Source organism: Pseudarthrobacter polychromogenes (assembly GCF_014644495.1).
Taxonomy (GTDB): Bacteria; Actinomycetota; Actinomycetes; order Actinomycetales; family Micrococcaceae; genus Arthrobacter; species Arthrobacter polychromogenes.
This window is the reverse complement of the sequence record NZ_BMKU01000016.1, coordinates 1-17,201: the sequence shown is the minus strand read 5'-3', so window position 1 is coordinate 17,201 and position 17,201 is coordinate 1. Positions and strand designations below refer to the sequence as shown.

General features: G+C 66.9%; 16 protein-coding genes. 9 read left to right on the top strand and 7 right to left on the bottom strand.

The annotated features are described in order from the left end of the window. Positions 1-52 precede the first annotated feature (52 nt). Genes IEX43_RS18415 through IEX43_RS18405 form a run of 3 tightly spaced genes read right to left on the bottom strand, consistent with a single transcriptional unit; the run spans position 53 to position 6,158 of the window. Positions 53-799, bottom strand: coding sequence for a 4'-phosphopantetheinyl transferase family protein (locus tag IEX43_RS18415; protein WP_188813376.1), 747 nt, complete (start codon positions 797-799; stop codon positions 53-55). Next, a complete protein-coding gene (locus IEX43_RS18410) occupies positions 796-2,208 on the bottom strand; it encodes a M1 family metallopeptidase (protein ID WP_377102401.1) in 1,413 nt (470 codons plus the stop codon). Before IEX43_RS18410 ends, IEX43_RS18415 begins: the two co-directional genes overlap by 4 nt. Continuing rightward, entirely contained in the window at positions 2,205-6,158 is a 3,954-nt protein-coding gene (locus tag IEX43_RS18405) for a Pls/PosA family non-ribosomal peptide synthetase (RefSeq protein WP_377102399.1), read from the bottom strand. Before IEX43_RS18405 ends, IEX43_RS18410 begins: the two co-directional genes overlap by 4 nt. Before the next feature lie 180 nt (positions 6,159-6,338). Between IEX43_RS18405 and IEX43_RS18400 the strand changes: the two genes are divergently transcribed. Further along, positions 6,339-6,842 (top strand): universal stress protein, encoded by a 504-nt coding sequence (locus IEX43_RS18400; protein ID WP_229666532.1) that lies wholly within the window; start codon positions 6,339-6,341, stop codon positions 6,840-6,842. 106 nt (positions 6,843-6,948) lie between these two features. After that, positions 6,949-7,350, top strand: a complete 402-nt coding sequence (locus tag IEX43_RS18395) for a response regulator transcription factor (protein ID WP_188813372.1) — start codon at positions 6,949-6,951, stop codon at positions 7,348-7,350. Positions 7,351-7,373: 23 nt separating this feature from the next. Here IEX43_RS18395 and IEX43_RS18390 read toward each other — a convergent pair whose 3' ends face one another. Continuing rightward, positions 7,374-8,438 (bottom strand): hypothetical protein, encoded by a 1,065-nt coding sequence (locus IEX43_RS18390; RefSeq protein ID WP_188813370.1) that lies wholly within the window; start codon positions 8,436-8,438, stop codon positions 7,374-7,376. A 164-nt stretch (positions 8,439-8,602) separates the two neighbouring features. Next, positions 8,603-9,577, bottom strand: a complete 975-nt coding sequence (locus IEX43_RS18385; RefSeq protein WP_188813368.1) for a hypothetical protein — start codon at positions 9,575-9,577, stop codon at positions 8,603-8,605. A 423-nt stretch (positions 9,578-10,000) separates the two neighbouring features. Here IEX43_RS18385 and paaA point away from each other — a divergent pair, with 423 nt between their 5' ends. Genes paaA through galU form a run of 7 tightly spaced genes read left to right on the top strand, consistent with a single transcriptional unit; the run spans position 10,001 to position 15,765 of the window. Continuing rightward, positions 10,001-11,005 carry a 1,2-phenylacetyl-CoA epoxidase subunit PaaA gene (gene paaA, locus IEX43_RS18380; protein ID WP_188813366.1) on the top strand — a complete coding sequence of 335 codons (1,005 nt, stop codon included), beginning with the start codon at positions 10,001-10,003 and terminating at the stop codon, positions 11,003-11,005. Beyond that, positions 11,002-11,379: a 1,2-phenylacetyl-CoA epoxidase subunit PaaB gene (gene paaB, locus IEX43_RS18375; protein WP_188813365.1), complete on the top strand. Its 378-nt coding sequence runs from the start codon at positions 11,002-11,004 to the stop codon at positions 11,377-11,379. Before paaA ends, paaB begins: the two co-directional genes overlap by 4 nt. Next, positions 11,376-12,236: a 1,2-phenylacetyl-CoA epoxidase subunit PaaC gene (gene paaC / locus IEX43_RS18370; protein ID WP_188813363.1), complete on the top strand. Its 861-nt coding sequence runs from the start codon at positions 11,376-11,378 to the stop codon at positions 12,234-12,236. The genes paaB and paaC overlap by 4 nt, the downstream gene beginning before the upstream one ends. 8 nt (positions 12,237-12,244) lie before the next feature. After that, positions 12,245-12,778 (top strand): 1,2-phenylacetyl-CoA epoxidase subunit PaaD, encoded by a 534-nt coding sequence (gene paaD / locus IEX43_RS18365; RefSeq protein ID WP_188813492.1) that lies wholly within the window; start codon positions 12,245-12,247, stop codon positions 12,776-12,778. A 9-nt stretch (positions 12,779-12,787) separates the two neighbouring features. Next, positions 12,788-14,029, top strand: coding sequence for a 1,2-phenylacetyl-CoA epoxidase subunit PaaE (paaE, locus tag IEX43_RS18360; protein WP_188813361.1), 1,242 nt, complete (start codon positions 12,788-12,790; stop codon positions 14,027-14,029). 26 nt (positions 14,030-14,055) lie between these two features. Next, on the top strand, positions 14,056-14,865 hold the full coding sequence (locus IEX43_RS18355; protein WP_188813360.1) for an enoyl-CoA hydratase/isomerase family protein: 810 nt from the start codon (positions 14,056-14,058) through the stop codon (positions 14,863-14,865). Positions 14,866-14,874: 9 nt separating this feature from the next. After that, positions 14,875-15,765, top strand: a complete 891-nt coding sequence (galU, locus tag IEX43_RS18350) for a UTP--glucose-1-phosphate uridylyltransferase GalU (RefSeq protein ID WP_188813358.1) — start codon at positions 14,875-14,877, stop codon at positions 15,763-15,765. 17 nt (positions 15,766-15,782) lie between these two features. Here galU and IEX43_RS18345 read toward each other — a convergent pair whose 3' ends face one another. Further along, positions 15,783-16,229, bottom strand: coding sequence for a VanZ family protein (locus IEX43_RS18345; protein WP_229666531.1), 447 nt, complete (start codon positions 16,227-16,229; stop codon positions 15,783-15,785). A 283-nt stretch (positions 16,230-16,512) separates the two neighbouring features. Beyond that, complete coding sequence (locus tag IEX43_RS18340) at positions 16,513-17,115, bottom strand: LPXTG cell wall anchor domain-containing protein (RefSeq protein WP_188813356.1); 603 nt, start codon at positions 17,113-17,115, stop codon at positions 16,513-16,515. Positions 17,116-17,201: the final 86 nt, after the last annotated feature.

Sequence of the window (17,201 nt, the reverse complement as noted above, 5' to 3'; positions counted from 1 at the left end):
GTTGTCCGTGTTCCCTCTCCCACCGTCAAGCCGGGAATTGGACGCTTCCTGCCTATGGGCCGCCGGCAGGCAGGTGGCCGTATTCCATCGTGCGGCTGGCGTGAGGTATCTCCGCGAAGGTAGCGATTGAGGCAGCGAAGTCCCCCGGAAGACCAAGACCGGCGGGACTGAGGTCCTCAAGACTCCACAGTGCCCGCCCGGGAGGTCCAGTAAGACCGGAGGGGGTTGGCCCGGACACATCAACCAGGGATGGCGCTTTTGCCAGTCCCGTGCCGAGGGCCTTCAGGACTGCTTCCTTGCGGACCCAAAGCCGGGTCTGGAACCTGGTTTTCAGCGCCGGGGGCACTTTTTCCAGCTGGCCGCGCTCGTTCGCCGTCATCGCAAGCGACGGGAATCCCTCAAAGTCTGCTGCGGACCCGTTCTCGATGTCCACCCCAATACCGGCGATCCGGTCATCCAGGGCAGCGGCAACCACGCACCAGCTCCCGGACCTGCTGAGGCTGACACGAAGAAGGCCGGGACGGGAAGGGAGCCGATACCGGGGGATCCCGTGTCCCTGTCCGCTGCTGCAGGTGGGGCAGAGATAGTGCTCTTCGAGCGACTCGGGGCTGTCTCCGGTCAGCGCACTGATGTGGAGGCGCAACGCTATGCGGCCGGCCAGGAAGGCGTCCCGCAGGGCGGGGGAACGGAAAGTCGAAGCCCTGGCCACCTCCGCCTCATCCAGGACATGAGCCAGGCCCAGGTCGACGTCGGACAGCCGGACCGCTGCCAGCGAGAGGCCCCGGGCTGCCGCCGTCATGGGAGCGGGGGGAGTGCGGACTGATAGAGCCAGGGGGACAGGACTGTGCGGGCGTCGAAACCGGGGAGTTCGCCGCACGCCTGGTTGGCAGTGTCCATGAAATCGGCTGTGCTGACGCCGCCAAAGCGGTACCGGTCTGTCCACGTCCTCAGGAGCCCGAAGAACAGCGCGTCGCCGGTGGCACGCCGCAGGGCGTGGAGGGCAAGGGCGCCGCGCTTGTACACCCGGTCATCGAACATCAGCTCCGGTGAGGGGTCGCCCACCATCAGGTCCTGCGCCTGCGATGCGAGGAGCTGCCAGGCAGCGCGTGCCCTCTGCTGCGCCGTGGTGTTTCCGGAAGCCTCGGACCAGATCCACTCGGCGTAGCAGGCGAATCCCTCGTGCAGCCAGATGTCGGCCCAGGCGGTGGCGGTCAGGGAGTTTCCAAACCACTGATGGGCAAGCTCATGGGCAATAAGCCGCTGGTCCTCCCACTGCTGGGTGAGATGGTTGGGGCCGAACACGGACAGCGACTGGGCTTCCAGGGGGATCTCGAGGGCATCATCCGCCACCACCACGGTGTAACCGGCAAACGGGTACGGGCCAAAGCAGGTCTCGAAGGCCTCCATCATCTGCCCCTGCCGGGCGAGGGCGGCAGTGGCGGTGGCCATGAGTGCCCGGGGTGCCGCAACGAACTGCGGGACCTGACGCCGGCCGCCGTCGTCCGCGGTGCCCGCCCGGTGCGCCGGGAAAGAGGGCTGGAAGGCCAGTGGAAGAAGGTCGTAGCGGCCGATCTGCACCGTAGCCAGGTAGGTGGCCATGGGTTCGGACTGTTCAAAAACCCAGGTTTCACGGCTGGCCTTGGCATGGCGAGAGACCAGCACCCCGTTGCAGACCACCCTGTAATTGGCCTCCGTGGTGATGGTGTACCCAAAGCTGGCTTTCTGGCTGGGGTGGTCGTTGCAGGGAAACCAGGACGGCGCGCCGGTGGGCTGCCCGGCCACAAGCACCCCGTCGGTGAGCTCTTCCCAGCCCACTTCGCCCCAGTTACCGCGCAGCGGACCCGGGGTGCCCTCGTAGCGGATGTCCAGGCTGAAGTCGCTGCCGGCTGCCACCGGGCGGGCGGGGACGATAAAGAGCTGGTGTCCCCGCTGGCTGAATTTATGCACGCGCTGCCCGTCCAGCTGAACCTTCAGCACCCGCAGCCCCGCCAGGTTCAGGGTTATGGTGGCCAGCTCCACGTGGGAGCGTGCTGTGATGGCGGCGTGGCCGGAAAGCCTGTTGGTGGAGACGCGGTAATCGAGGTACAGCTCGTAGCGGGACACCCCGTAGTCTGCGGATCCGTGCCCCGGCGTGTAGGGGTCCGGCAGCGGACTGCGGGGGACGGCTGTCCGCTGCCCGCCGGGTACGTGCTCCTGGTGTGCGGTCACTGTGGCTGGGCCTCTCGGGCGGGAACGGCGGCGGCCGGGGATGTCCATGGGCTGACCGGATTCCCGATCCAGTAGCTGGCCGCCGGAACGGTCTCGCCACGCATCACAAGGGATGCCGGACCCACTGTACCGCCGGCACCAATCCGGGCGGCGGGCAGGATGACTCCGTGCGGGCCCATGGTTGCCCCGGCCTCAAGCGTAACGGTGTCGATGCTCATCACCCGGTCGTGGAAGAGGTGCGTCTGGATGACGCAGCCGCGGTTGACGGTGGAGTTTTCACCCAGCGTGACCAGGTCCGCCTCGGGCAGCCAGTAGCTTTCGCACCAGGCGCCGGAGCCGATCTTGGCACCGAGGCCACGCAGCCACCACACCAGAGCAGGGGTTCCGGCCGCAGCGCGCGCGAACCAGGGCGCGGTGACCATCTCGATGAACGTATCCACCACCTCGTTGCGCCAGATGAACGAACTCCACAGGGGGTGCTCCCGCGCATCGATCTTACCCACCAGGAGCCACTTGGCCGCTACCGAGCTTGCCGCGGCCACAGCCCCGGCCGCCAGCACCACCGGCGCCCCGAGCACGGCAGCGGCGGCGTAGCCAGCGGTGCCGGCTACCCAGTCCAGGACCGCAAGGAGGGCGACGGCGATGGCCGCGGTGAGGATGACAGGCACGGCCCGGCACAGTTCCCAGCAGGAGCGGTAGATCTTCAGCCTCAGGGGAGGGTCATAGGTCAGGCTCTGGTCAGCCTCCATCCGTGCGCGGCGGAGGCGCACCGGCGGGCTGCCCAGCCAGGACGTCCCCGATTTCGCTTTCGCTGGCGTCGCGGACAGCACAGCCACCAGCGAGTTCTTGGGCACGCTGCGGCCCGCCCCGGTCATGCCCGAATTCCCCAGGAACGCCCGTTTTCCGATCTTCGCTGGAGCGATCCTCATCCAGCCGCCGCCGAGCTCGTAGGAGGCAATCATGGTGTCATCGGCCAGGAAAGCGCCGTCGCCCACGGTCGTCATGGAAGGCAGCAGGAGTACGGTGGACGCCTCAACGTTGCGGCCCACTTTCGCCCCCAGCAGCCGCAGCCACACCGGCGTGAACAGGCTTGCATAGAGGGGGAAAAGCAGGTCCCTGGCCATGTCCAGGACACGTTCGGTGGCCCACACCCGCCAGCCGGTAAAGCTGCGCACGCGGTAGTGGCCTTCGCGAAGTCCCAGGCCAAGCAAACGGACGACGGCGGCCGTCAGGGCCATGTTGGACAGGAACCAGACGACGGCGGCGGCAGGGACAGCCCACAGCAGCACCGGCCACGAGGAGGACAGGGACTCCTGGCCCCGGACGGCGGCGATCACCGGAAGGGCGCCAAGGGCTGCCGAGACGAAGGGGATGAGCGCCAGGGCTGCCGCGGCGAGCGCGTAGGCGCCAAACGCGAGCACCGACTTCAGCCCGGACGGCGGCCGGGCCGGCCAGCCCTGCTGTGCCTTGCCGAGGCGCTGGGCCGGCGAGCCGGCAAACCGCTGGTTCGCCTTTACCTTGCCCAGGACGGCCGAGCCCGGGGCAATCTCTGCCCCGGCGCCGATGCGCGCACCGGGCATCAGGGTGCTCCGCGAACCGACGGTCGCCCCGGGGCCCACCCGGACATGTCCGATATGGACCAGATCGCCGTCAATCCACCAGCCCGAAAGGTCCACCTCGGGTTCGATTGAGCAGCCCGTCCCCAGGCTCAGCATGCCGGTCACGGGCGGGACGGAATGCAGGTCAACGTCCTTGCCCACTTTGGCACCCAATGCCCGGGCGTAGTAAGGAACCCAGGGGGCGCCCGCCAGGCTGACCGCCCCGGACAGGTCCGCGATCTGTTCCGCCAGCCACAGCCTCAGGTGCACCTTCCCGGACCGCGGATAACTGCCGGGAACCACACCGCGGAGCAGGAGGCGGGCCGCCGCCACGGAGATGGCCATGCGGCCCAGCGGATTCACAAACACCAGCCAGGACACCAGCACCCACCACCAGGACACGGTGGGGGCATTGTTCAGGACACCCCACGCGGCGAGGACGTTGTTGATGGCCATCAGGTACGTCAGCCAGCGCATTGCCACCAGCACGTGCAGCGGCAGCCCGGCCAGTATCTGGAAAATCTGTGACTTCCGGGCGGTGGGACGCACTGAACGTTCCATCCGCTCGGAAGCCGCCATGCCGCCGTCGGGAGCGGAAAGCCGGGCGAGCTCAATCAGTGCGCCAAGCCGGGGGCGGGCGTAGACATCAGCCACGGTGATGGTGGGGTAGCGCACCCGGAGGGCGGAGACCAGCCGGGCGGCGGCCAGGCTGCTGCCACCGTAGGCGAAGAAATCGGCATCCAGGCTGTCAGGGGGAGTCCCCAGGACGGCCGCCCACTGTTCAGCGATCCAGGCTGATTGGGGGTCCAGGTCGAGTTCCGCGGTTTCGGTTGCAGACGCCGATGCCAGCGGCCACGGCAACGCGTGGCGGTCCACCTTGCCGCTGGTCTTCACCGGGAGGCTGTCGACGACGGCGAGCAGCGGCACGAGCGCCGCGGGGAGTTGGGCGCCCAGCAGGCGCCGTGACTCGTCCAGATCCGGGGAAGTCCCCGGCGCCGGCGCCAGGTACCCCACGAGGATCTGGTTTCCCGCAGCGGTGGTCTGGACCGCGGCAGCCGCGCCCTGGATGCCGGGGAGGGACTGCAGCGCGGCGTCGATTTCGCCCAGTTCGATCCGGCGCCCACCGAGTTTGACCTGCTCATCGGCCCGGCCCACAAACACCAGGCCTTCGGCCTCGTACCGTACAAGGTCGCCGCTGCGGTAGGCGCGGTCCCACCCCAGGGTGTCCATGGGCGCATACTTTTCGGCGTCCTTGGCCGGGTCCAGGTAGCGGGCCAGGCCAACACCGCCGATGATCAGTTCCCCGGTCTGCCCTTTGTCCACGGGAACGCCGGCGGCGTCCACCACAGCGAGGTCCCACCCGTCCAGGGGCAGGCCGATCCGCACCGGGCCGGAACCGTCCATCCGTGCCGCGCACGCCACAACTGTGGCTTCGGTGGGCCCGTAGGTGTTCCAGACCTCGCGTTCGTCCACGGCCAGCCGGGCCGCCAGCTCGGGCGGGCAGGCCTCGCCGCCGAAAATCAGGAGCCTGACGGCTTCCAGCGACTCAGCCGGCCACAGGCCGGCAAGGGTGGGAACGGTGGAGACCACCGTGATCCCGTTCGTGATCAGCCACGGGCCCAGATCCATCCCGGTCCGCACCAGGGACCGCGGGGCGGGCACCAGGCAGGCGCCGTTCCGCCATGCCAGCCACATTTCCTCGCAGGATGCGTCGAAGGCGACCGACAGCCCCGCCAGGACGCGGTCCGAGGAGTTTACCGGGTTGTCCGGAAGGAACAGCCGGGCTTCGGCGTCAACGAAGGCCGCGGCTGACCGGTGAGTCACCGCAACGCCCTTGGGTTTGCCCGTGGAGCCGGAGGTGAAAATGACCCAGGCGTCATCCTCAGCCCCGGGCTGCCGGGGCGCCGGGAACGGACCTTTCCTGCCTGGAAGGGTGATGATCTCACCGGCTCGGAGGACCGCCGCCACCCCGGCTTCTTCGAAGACCAGGGCCGCCCGCTCTTCGGGGTCGTCCGCGTCCACCGGAACGTAGGCTGCACCCACCAGCAGTGTGGCGAGGATGGCTACATACAATTCGTTGGTGCCTGACGGGATGCGGATCCCGACTTTGTCGCCGGCCCCGATCCCGTTCCGGTGCAGGCGCCGGGCATACGCCTTGGCTGCCGTGTGGAGGTCGGCGTAGCTCAGGGAGGCCCTGCCGTCGTCGAGGGCCGAAGCGTCAGGGAACTGCCGGGCCGTTTCCTCAAAAACCTGGACAAGGGTGCGCGGCGGTGCAGCCCTGCCGGCGCCGGCCAACTGGGGCAGGTATGCTGCCTGCTTCCCTGCCGGTTCAGTCAGATCAGAAACATTCACCGGCTGAAGTTACTCTGCGGGAGTGAACGGATGGTGAACAACTGCGGCAGCCTTGAGGGGTGAACATCCGGTGAACTCGGACCGGAAGGTTCACCTTTTGAAGGCGCGGTGGCCCCGGGCGTGCTTGAATTCGGAGAGGGCAACGTGCGGGAGCACGAATGCTGAGTGCTGTCAGGGAGCATGAATGCATCCAATCACTTCTCCGCCGGTTTGGGCGTGGTCATGGCTTACGCAGGGCCGCTGATTCTCGGCGTCCCGTGGCCGGCGCCGCCGGCGCTCGTACGCACGGGCGCAGAGCTGGCCGATGCTCTCGACATCCACCTTGTTTGTGCCTATGTTGATCCGTCCAGTGTTCTCACCGAATGGGAACCCCCGCGGATACGTACGGCGCTTTCGCTCGATCCTGTTGTCAATGAGGAAGCGCTATTCCCCGCCAACGAGGTACGTTCACGCATCACCGTTCTTCTGGGCCCTGACGGAACAGCATGGTCCTTCCGTGAAGTGCACGGCGACGTCAGCACGGCGCTGGCGCGGCTTGCTGTGAGCACTGGCGCCAGCATGCTCATGGTCGGGAACGGCCGGCCAGGTCTCCTCGCCAAAATCGGCAGGACTATGGAGGGTGCGGTGGCAGACAAACTCACCCGGGTACAGAACAGGCCGGTGGTCATTGTCCGCGAATGCTGAGCTTGTTGTACAGTCCGTTCCGGGGAGGAGATATTTCCGCTGTGGAGCCTGTCCGGGCCGGCCAGCCTTAAACTTGCCACAACTAACAGGAGCCGGGGGGCGCTTAGTGGAAGAACAGCACGTCTGCCTGGTCATTGAAGATGACGCCGATGTCCGTGGACTGATTACCGCCGTGTTGACCCGCGCCGGGTTCAAAGTAGTGGCGGTCGGCTCAGGGGCCGAGGGTAAAGCCGCAGCCGCTGCGGCCGGCTCCACCTTGTCCCTGATCACCCTGGACTTGGGTTTGCCGGATATGGACGGGCAGGATCTCTGCCTCGAACTGCGTGCTCTGAGCCCGGCACCGCTGCTGTTCCTTACGTCCAGGGCAGAGGAAGATGACGTGCTCGCCGGGCTGGCGGCCGGAGCCGCCGCCTATCTGACGAAACCTTTCCTTCCAAGCACCCTGCGGGAAACGGCCTTGAAACTCTGCCGCCTGCAGCCCCGTTCCGGGCTCTCTGAACGGCGGTAGCGCCTGGGCCACGGCGTTACGGCTCAGCCGCCCTGGGTGACTCCCGTGTCCGGCAGTGCCAGCGGGCGCCAGTCGGAAATGATTCCGGTGGCTTCGTAGGAGAGTTTGATGTTGACGTTGTAGGTGCCGGCACGTCTGAGGTCCGGAACCCAGATCTCGGCGACGCCGGCGTCGTGGGGCGTGGCTCCCACCACTCTGTAGGCGAGTTTTTCGGCCTGCCAGGTGAGGGGTACATCCAGGCCGTCCAGTGACCAGGTCAGGAGCAGGGGGACATCCGCGAGTCCCTGGAGGTCTACCCTGACGGCCACCGTCCAGCCCTGCGGATCCTCGCCCTGCGGGCCGCTGGTCGACTCCACCTCTTCCAGCGCCGCGGCAAGTCTTACAGCAAGTTCGGCTGGGGGAAGCGATTCACCTGTTTCGTCCACCGGTTCGATGCTCAAATACTGGATGGCGCGCTGCGCGGCCTCGGGCACGTAGATGGAGAGGACCTTCTGCTCGGCTATGACGTCCCTGATGTCCTCTGTAAGTGGCTTGGGGATCTTGAGCTTTGTCATTGTTGGTCCGGAGGAGTAGGTCGGACTGCCCGTCCCGGTGGAGGTGCCGGTGGGCGTGGGACTGGGCGCCGCCGTCGTACGCGTAGGAGGGGGCGTCGGCTCCGGCGTGAACGTCAGGAAGGTGGGCCGCGGGACCGGCCGGACAGTGGGCAGGGGACGCATGGTGAACTGTTCCAGTCCCGTGACTTGGGGCGTGGCCACTACGTCCCGTCCGGCCGGCGGCGCCGCCTGGACGAAACCCGCCCCGGCCAGCCCGCCGTCGTCGTAAATCCGCCCCTCCGAGGCAGCCTCAGGGACGGCGGTCAGGGGCAGGAGCCCGCCGATCCCTTCCGGGGCAAAGCCGGTCAGCGGTGTGCGCTTGATGAGGTGGATCGACTCGATCCGTGCCACGTCGTCGTCGGGCGGAGGGAAGATCCTGTCCCAGAGGTTCAGCACGCCCAGGATCGCGGCGGCCAGGGCACCCGCGGCGACGATGAACGTGGAGGTGCGCTTGTACCAGGGAGGGTTAGCTGACGGTTTATGTTTCCTGGCCACGCCACCACCTCCCACCACAGCAAGCAGAACCCCCGGCCCGTTACTGCCGCGTTACCGCGTGTCCCCAAGCACGCTTGCGGGCGGACTCAGGCTCCCGAACCGGTCCCCGCTGCGCATATTCGTTTATGACGCCCAGATATCCCGTGCGCCAGCGAATGTGCGCGTCACGGCCGGGTTTGCGCGTCGAGAACGGCAGAACGCGTCCGACGGCGGGGCGCGCCGGCCGCCGTCAGCATGCGTTCCAGCCTGCCCGGCTCCATGAGGTCGGCCCAGTCCCACCGCACCACGGTAAAACCTGTAGCCCGGATCCGGTTTTCGCGGTTCTTCTCCGCCACCACGGCCTGCGATGAAGTCATCCCCTTCAGGTATTCGGGTTTGACGTACTTCTCCTCGCCGTCGAACTCACCAACAACTTTGGAGCGCTTCCAGTGGAAGTCCGCGTAGCCCGCCAGGCCGTCCCGGTCGTACATCGGCTGCTGCAGGACCGGAGCCTCGAAGCCGGCCAAATGCATCAGTGCCCGGCTCAACGATTCCCCGGCCGAGCCCGAAGCCGGATCGGCAAACGCGATAACCGCACGGATCCTCCGCCCCGCCGCCGCGGAATAGTTCGAGCCGATGCCAGCTTCCAGGTCAGCCTTGGTCAAAGCAGGCAGGCGCCGTGCCCTGTCCGGCCGCAGCACGTGGTCTATCGGCGCGACAGCCTCGGCAAACGGGATGGACGCTGCCAGGTCCAAAACGGTGCGGATGCGGCCGGTGACCAGCAGGCCCTCCTGCTCTGCCACCTGCAGCCCAGCCGGCGCTGCGTAGTGGCGGCTGACTCCGGCACGGGACCGGCCGCCGTCGTTCTTGAACGTGAGGGCCTGGACCGGGTGGTGCTGGCCGATCGTCGGTAGACCCCACGCGCTCGCGGCCGAGTGCCGGGCAAAGACCGTGGGCTTCTCCAGGGTTTCGGCTGCTGCCTGGATACGGAGGCGGTACTGCTCCCATGGTTTGAGGCGGCGCCAGGCCCCTCCGTCCGTGTACACGCCGTGCCGGATGCGGACCAGGGTGCCGGCCTTCACGCGTTTGGCGAGCTCATCCGGGGTCAGTCCATGGAGGAGGCGGTCGCGGGACAGCAGAAGCGGTGGAAGATCCGGCATGGACCGACGTTGTCAGCCGCATGCCCCCGGGCGGTAGGGGGCGGTGCCGCTATGTGGAGAAGTGCTGCCGACCCGCATATCCGGTCTCGACCTGTGTATTCGCCAGCGCACCGCCAATCTGGGCTGCGCAGTCGAACATCTGCGTCGAAAGCGAATATGCGCGTCGCGCGGGCAGGCAGCGGACCAGGCAGGAACGCACGACGGCGGCGCGCACCACCCGCAGGTAGGTGAGAGAGCGTCCGGGGAAAGTCCGCGTCAAGTGATAGAGCGTCCGGGGAAAGTCCGCATCAAGTGAGAGAGCGTCGCAAGGGGCGGGCCAGGAGGGGCGGTGGCCTTGACGGGCCCTCGGGCTTCCGCATATCCTGAACGAACGGTCGGTAAATAATTCCGCACGTCCCAGACGGTCTTTGCATAGGAGCAACCATGGCAGCCCAGAACTTGCAGTCAGTGCCGGCGGAGCTAACCGCTGGAACCAGCGAAACGGCCGAGGCGGACGGCCAGGCCAACTTTGACCGCGTCATCGCCGAGGATTCCCGCATCGAGCCCAAGGACTGGATGCCGGCGGCCTACCGCAAGACCCTCCTGCGCCAGATCTCCCAGCACGCGCACTCCGAGATCATCGGCATGCAGCCGGAAGCCAACTGGATTTCCCGGGCCCCCAGCCTGAAGCGCAAGGCCATCCTCATGGCCAAGGTCCAGGACGAGGCCGGCCACGGGCTGTACCTCTACTCCGCCGCCGAGTCCCTGGGCCAGAACCGGGACGAGATGACGGACGCGCTGATCGCCGGCAAGGCCCGCTACTCGTCCATCTTCAACTACCCCGCGCTCACCTGGGCGGACATGGGAGCCATCGGCTGGCTGGTGGACGGCGCCGCCATCTGCAACCAGGTCCCGCTGTGCCGCGCCTCCTACGGCCCCTACGGCCGGGCCATGGTCCGCATCTGCAAGGAGGAGTCCTTCCACCAGCGCCAGGGCTTCGAGATCCTCCTGGAGCTCTCCAACGGCACCCCCGCCCAGAAGCAGATGGCCCAGGACGCCGTGAACCGCTGGTACGCCCCGGCCCTGATGATGTTCGGCCCGCCGGATGACGATTCCCCCAACTCCAAGCAGTCCATGGCCTGGAACATCAAGCGCTTCAGCAACGATGAGCTCCGCAGCCGCTTCGTGGGCATGATGGTGGAGCAGGTCCGGGTCCTGGGCCTCACCCTCCCGGATGACCAGATCCGCTTCAACGAGGACTCGAAGAAGTGGGAGCACGGCCCGCTGGACTGGGACGAGTTCCACGAGGTCCTGGCCGGCCGCGGCCCCTGCAACTCCCAGCGCCTTGAGCGCCGCAGGGAAGCGCACGACGGCGGCGCCTGGGTCCGCGAGGCAGCGGCAGCCTATGCACAGAAACAGTCAATGAAGACGAAGGAATACGCAGCATGAGCCCCCACGGCAACCCGGAAGCCCCCGCCAGCTCCGCCACCGAGATCAACCGCGAAGCCCCCAAGGCATCCCCGGCGCCGCAGGAACACACAGACCACGCCTGGGGCCTCTGGGAGGTCTTCGTCCGGTCCAGCCGCGGCCTGAGCCACGTCCACGCCGGCTCCCTGCACGCACCGGATGCCGCCATGGCCCTGCGCAACGCCCGGGACCTCTACACCCGCCGCAACGAGGGCGTGTCCATCTGGGTTGTCCCCGCGGACGCCATCGCCGCCAGCGATCCCGATTCCAAGGGCGCGTTCTTCGAGTCCCCCCAGGGCAAGGACTACCGCCACGCCACGTATTACACCAAGAGCGAAGGGGTGAAGCACCTGTGAGCGAAGCCAACGCCTCCGCAACAAGAATCACCCCCGGCAACGCCCTCCGCCCCGAGGACATCGCGCTGGAGGTCCGCACGGGCCTCGCGAAGCCAACCGAAGACACCGCCGAGTACGCCCTGCGCCTGGGCGACGACGCCCTGATCCTCGCCCAGCGCCTGGGCCACTGGATCTCCCGCGCCCCCGAGCTGGAGGAGGACATCGCCCTGGGCAACATCGCCTTGGACGAACTCGGCCACGCCCGCTCCTTCCTCAGCTACGCCGGCGGCGCCATGACGAACGACGACGGTTCGGCCAGGTCTGAGGACGACCTCGCCTATTTCCGCCGCGAGCATGAGTTCCGCAGCGTGCAGCTGTTCGAGCAGCCCAACGGGGACTTCGCGGCCACCATCGCCCGCCAGTTCGTCGTCAGCTATTACCAGTTCCTGCTCTACAGCCGGCTGACCGAATCGAAGGACGCCACCCTGGCCGCCATCGCGGCCAAGGCCGTGAAGGAAGTGGACTACCACCGGGACCACGCCGCCCAGTGGGTCCTGCGCCTGGCCGGCGGCACCGAGGAATCCCGCAAGCGGATGATCCACGGTTTCCGCATCATGTGGCCGTACGTGGAGGAGCTCTTCCGTGACGACGACCTGACAGGCCGGCTCGCCGAGGCGGGCATCGCCGTCGCGCCTTCCTCTTTGAAAGAGGATTTTGACCGGCTGACGGGTGAAGTCCTCACTGAGGCCGGGCTGGAGGTGCCGGACGTCCCGGCAGCACCCGGCGGCGGCCGGCAGGGGAAGCATTCGGAGCACCTGGGCTACATCCTGGCCGAGATGCAGGTGCTGGCCCGCGAGCACCCCGGAGCGAGCTGGTGACCGCGGCCATGTACATCTCGGACTTTGAATCCCGGACGCAGACGCCGCGGCAGAAGGCCTGGGACATCGCCGCCACCGTGGTGGACCCGGAGATCCCGGTGCTGAGCATCGAGGACCTGGGCATCCTGCGGGACGTCGCAGTGACGAAGGAACACGGGACTGACCACGTGAAGGTCACCATCACCCCCACGTACTCGGGCTGCCCGGCCATGGACGCCATCCGCGATGACCTCAAGACCGCCTTTGAAAAAGAGGGATACACGGACGTGGAAGTGGATTTGGTGCTCTCCCCGGCCTGGACCACGGACTGGATGACGGACGCCGGCAAGCAGAAGCTGCAGGAGTACGGCATCGCCCCGCCCACCGGAAAAAGCCATGCAGCCCGGCACGCCGGCCCCATCCGCCTCACCATGGCCGTCAAGTGCCCGCAGTGCGCCAGCCTGAACACCAAGGAACTCACCCGCTTCGGCTCCACCTCCTGCAAGGCGCTGTACGTCTGCCAGGACTGCAAGGAACCGTTCGACTACTTCAAAGTGCTGTAAGGAAGCCCCATGCCTGTTGTCCGCCAGACTGCCGCCGAGGAGGCGCAGGCCACCGGCCGCCGTCGTCCGTCCTTCCACACCCTGGCCGTGAAGGAGGTGCGACGGCTCACCGATGACGCCATCGAGGTGTCCTTCCACGTGCCCGCGGAGCTCACCGGCCAGTTCGACTACCTGCCCGGCCAGTACGTGGCGCTGCGCACCACGCTGCCGGACGAGTCCGGCGAGCCCAAGGAAATCCGCCGCAGCTACTCCATCTGCGCAGAGCCGCGCAGCTTCGGGGACGGCACCAGCGAGATCCGGGTGGCCATCAAGAAGGACCTGGGCGGGCTGTTCTCCACCTGGGCCAACGCCGAGCTGAAGGCCGGGGACACCCTGGACGTTATGAGCCCCATGGGCGCGTTCGTGTCCCGGCACGGCCGCGACGGCCAGGCCGTGGAGCAGAACCGGATGAATTCCATGAACAACCCGGAGGAGCTGGCGGGGGACGTCGCCTCCCAGGGGGAAGCGAGCTTCGTGGCCATCGCCGCCGGCTCCGGCATCACCCCGGTGATCGCGATCGCCCGGACGCTGCTGGCCGCCAACCCGGAGTGCCGGTTCGATCTCATCTACGCCAACAAGGCCGCCATGGATGTGATGTTCCTGGAGGAGCTCGCGGACCTGAAGGACAAGTACCCGCAGCGGCTGGCCATCCACCACGTGCTCTCCCGCGAGCAGCGGATCGCGCCGCTGCTCTCCGGCAGGATCGATTCGGAGAAGCTGCAGCAGCTGCTGGGCACCGCCATCCACGCGGACGATGTGGACGAGTGGTTCCTGTGCGGGCCGTTCGAGCTGGTGCAGCTGTGCCGGGACACCCTGGCAGAGCGCGGCGTGAAGCCGGAGAACGTCCGGTTCGAGCTGTTCACCTCCGGCAAGCCAGACAAGCCGGAGGGCAACGCCGGCCGTCCCGTGCTGGTGGACGAGTCCAAGGAGACGTACAAGATCACGTTCAAGCTGGACGGCCTACAGGGCGAGGTGGCCAGCCCCACCCACGCCCGCGAGTCCATCCTCAACGCCGCGCTGCGGGTCCGCCCGGACGTGCCGTTCGCGTGCGCCGGGGGAGTGTGCGGCACATGCCGGGCCAAGGTGGTCACCGGCAGCGTGACCATGGACGAAAACTATGCGCTGGAGCAGGATGAGCTGGACAAGGGGTACGTGCTGACGTGCCAGAGCCACCCCACCAGCAAGGAAGTCACGGTCGACTTCGACGTCTAAGCACCCGGTCCCATGCAAGGAGTTCCATGATTTCGCTTTCCATCAACAACGCCGTGGCCGAGGTGGTGCTGGATGCACCGCACAAGCTGAACTCGCTGGACGAGCAGGCGTTGAAGGATTTAGCACAGGCGTACGACGACGCTGCTGCCGCCGCCTCCCGCGGTGAGGTGCGGGCGCTGCTGCTGAGGGGAGAGGGCCGCGCCTTCTGCGCGGGCCGGGACATCCAGAACGTGACGCCGGAGAGTGATGACGCCGCCGCGTACCTGGGCGGGCTGGTGGAGCCTCTGCTTAAGAAGATGGCGGCCTTCCCGGCCCCCACGTTCGCGGCCGCCCACGGTGCCTGCCTGGGCGTGGGGCTGGGGCTGCTGCTGGCCACGGACGTGGTGTACGTGGCGGAGAACGCCAAGTTCGGGTCGCCCTTTGCCAAGCTGGGGGCCACGCTGGACTCGGGCGGGCACTGGTACTTCACCGAGCGGCTGGGCATGCACCGGACGCTGGACCTGATCTACACCGCGGACCTGATCTCCGGGGCCGAGGCCGTGGCGCAGGGGATGTTCAGCCGCGCCATGCCGGCGGACCAGCTGCTGGAGACCACCCAGGGGATTGTGAACCGCGTTGCTTCCGGTGCCACCGGTGCGTTCGTGGCGAGCAAGGAGCTGGTGGCGCACATCCGCGACCAGCGGCTGGGCCTGTGGGAGGCCATGCAGGAGGAGAACGCCGAGCAGGCACGCCTCTGCACAACGGACGATTATGCCGAGGGTTTCGGGGCTTTCCAGGAAAAGCGCGAGCCGAAATTCACAGGTGGAAAATTGCCTTTGCCTGCCGCTGATTTGTAAGGTTCAGCTATGACAACGGGGAAAGCAATAACCAAAGCCGTCATTCCTGCTGCCGGATTGGGAACTCGCTTCCTGCCCGCCACCAAGGCAATGCCGAAGGAAATGCTGCCGGTGGTAGACCGGCCGGCCATCCAGTACGTGGTGGAGGAAGCCGTGAAGTCCGGCCTCACGGACCTGCTGATGATTACGGGGCGCAACAAGCGCTCCCTCGAGGACCACTTTGACCGCGAGCCGGGCCTGGAGCGTGCCCTGGAGCTCAAGGGGGACAAGGACAAGCTGGAGTCCGTGCAGTACGCCTCCGAGCTGGGTCCCATCCACTACGTCCGCCAGGGCGAGGCCAAGGGCCTGGGCCACGCGGTGCTGTGCGCCAGCCAGCACGTGGGGGACGAGCCGTTCGCCGTGCTGCTGGGTGATGACCTCATTGACGAGGCCGAGGACCTGCTGACCACCATGATGGAGGTGCAGCAGAAGACCGGCGGTTCGGTGATCGCCCTGATTGAGGTGGATCCGGCCCAGATCAGCGCCTACGGCTGCGCGGACATCACCGCGGTGGACGGCGAGGACTACGTCCGCGTCAACAGCCTGGTGGAGAAGCCTGCAGTGGGGGATGCGCCGTCCAATCTGGCCGTGATCGGCCGGTACGTGCTGCACCCGGCCGTGTTCGGCATCCTGGAGGAGACTGAGCCGGGCCGTGGCAACGAGATCCAGCTGACGGATGCGCTGCAGACCCTTGCTGCTGGTGAGGGCGAAGGCTCCGGCGTGTATGGCGTGGTGTTCAAGGGCCGGCGCTTCGACACCGGGGACAAACTCAGCTACCTCAAAGCCGTGATCACCCTCGCGTCAGAGCGTGTGGAGTTCGGTGAGGACCTGAAGACCTGGATGAAGGGCTTCGTCAACTAGACGACGCTAAAGACCTCTTACAGGTCCGCTCCCGGAAGGCGGCGGGCCTGTAATTCTTTAGTGGCTGCCGTGGCCAGGAGAGCGCCAATGACAGCGCCTGACGTGTTTGTCACAAGGTCCACGGGGCTCGGAAAACGGTCGTGAAGAAACAGCAGCTGGCCGAGTTCCATGCACCCGGAAATGAGCAGTCCAAATGCGCCGATTTTCCACCAGGGCCAGCTGGGAAAAGCCAGCGAGCTTACTGCTCCAACGGGGATAAAAAGTGCCACGTTAGCGGACGCCTCCACAAATTTGTAATTGAACCACGTGGGAATTCCGTGGCGGTGGAGGAATTTCAGGACGGCGGCGAGTTGGCCCTGCACGGGCTGGTCCACGGGGCTCGGCCAGAAGGCAATAAACGCCAGGGGGACCAGCATGGCGATGAGGACCATTCGCCACAGCCGGTAGTTTTCGAGCTGCTTCACAGGGCTTTCAGGAGGTCCGCAGAAGGGCTAACGCCGCGGTACCCAGGGCGGCAACCGCCAGCAGCGCCAGAAGAACGTAGGGGAGCACCTGGGGGTTGGGGAGGGGAAAGGAGAAGTCGTATTGCCGTGGTGCTTTCCGCCAATGTCTCCCCATAGCTCATATTGATATCACAGCCCAGCCGCCCCGTTGGGCGGCCCTGGTGTCGGGACGTTAAAGCGAAGAAGGTGGGTGTTCTCCGTTTCCGGAGTACACCCACCTTCTTCGGTGGTTTGTGTGGTGCTGTTATGCGGCTACCTCAGCCTTGGCGCGGCGGCGGACAACCACTACCGAGGTTGCGCCGGCAGCCAGTGCGCCTGCGCCCACCAGGGTCCACAGGACCAGGCCGGAGTCCGCGCCGGTGTTGGCAAGGCCTGCACCCGTGTTGGCGAGCGGAGCGCCGCCGGCGTTGCCACCGGTGTTGGCCAGCGAAGCCGCCACGGTGACCGTGACGGGGCCAACGACGACGCCGGACTGGGTGCCTTCAGCGGTCAGGCTGTAGGTGCCTGCTTCGCTGATGGAGATCGGCAGGGCGAAGGCGCCCTGAGCGTCGGCGGTTGCGCTGAGTTCCTGCGGTGCCAGGAACACAGGGATCTTGGCGGAGAAGGACGTACCGCCTGCAATGTTGGCGCCACCTGCTGCCGGCGGCTGCCCGGGCGTTACGCGGATGATGAGCGGTTCGCCGGCCAGGAAGCCCTGGCCGCGGAAGACAAAGCTTTCGCCCGGGCCAACAACGCCGTCAGAAACGGCGGCCTGCGGCGGGAGAGCCGGGTATTCGGCTGCAACGGCCGGTGAGCCAATAAGGGCAAGTGAGCCGGCAAGTGCGAGTGCTGCGAGTGTTTTCTTCATGAGTGTCCCCCCGGATGAATATTCGCTCTTTTGGGGTCCACCCGTCGTGTGTTTGGGGGCCGGTGGGCAGAGCGCGCAGTAGCGGT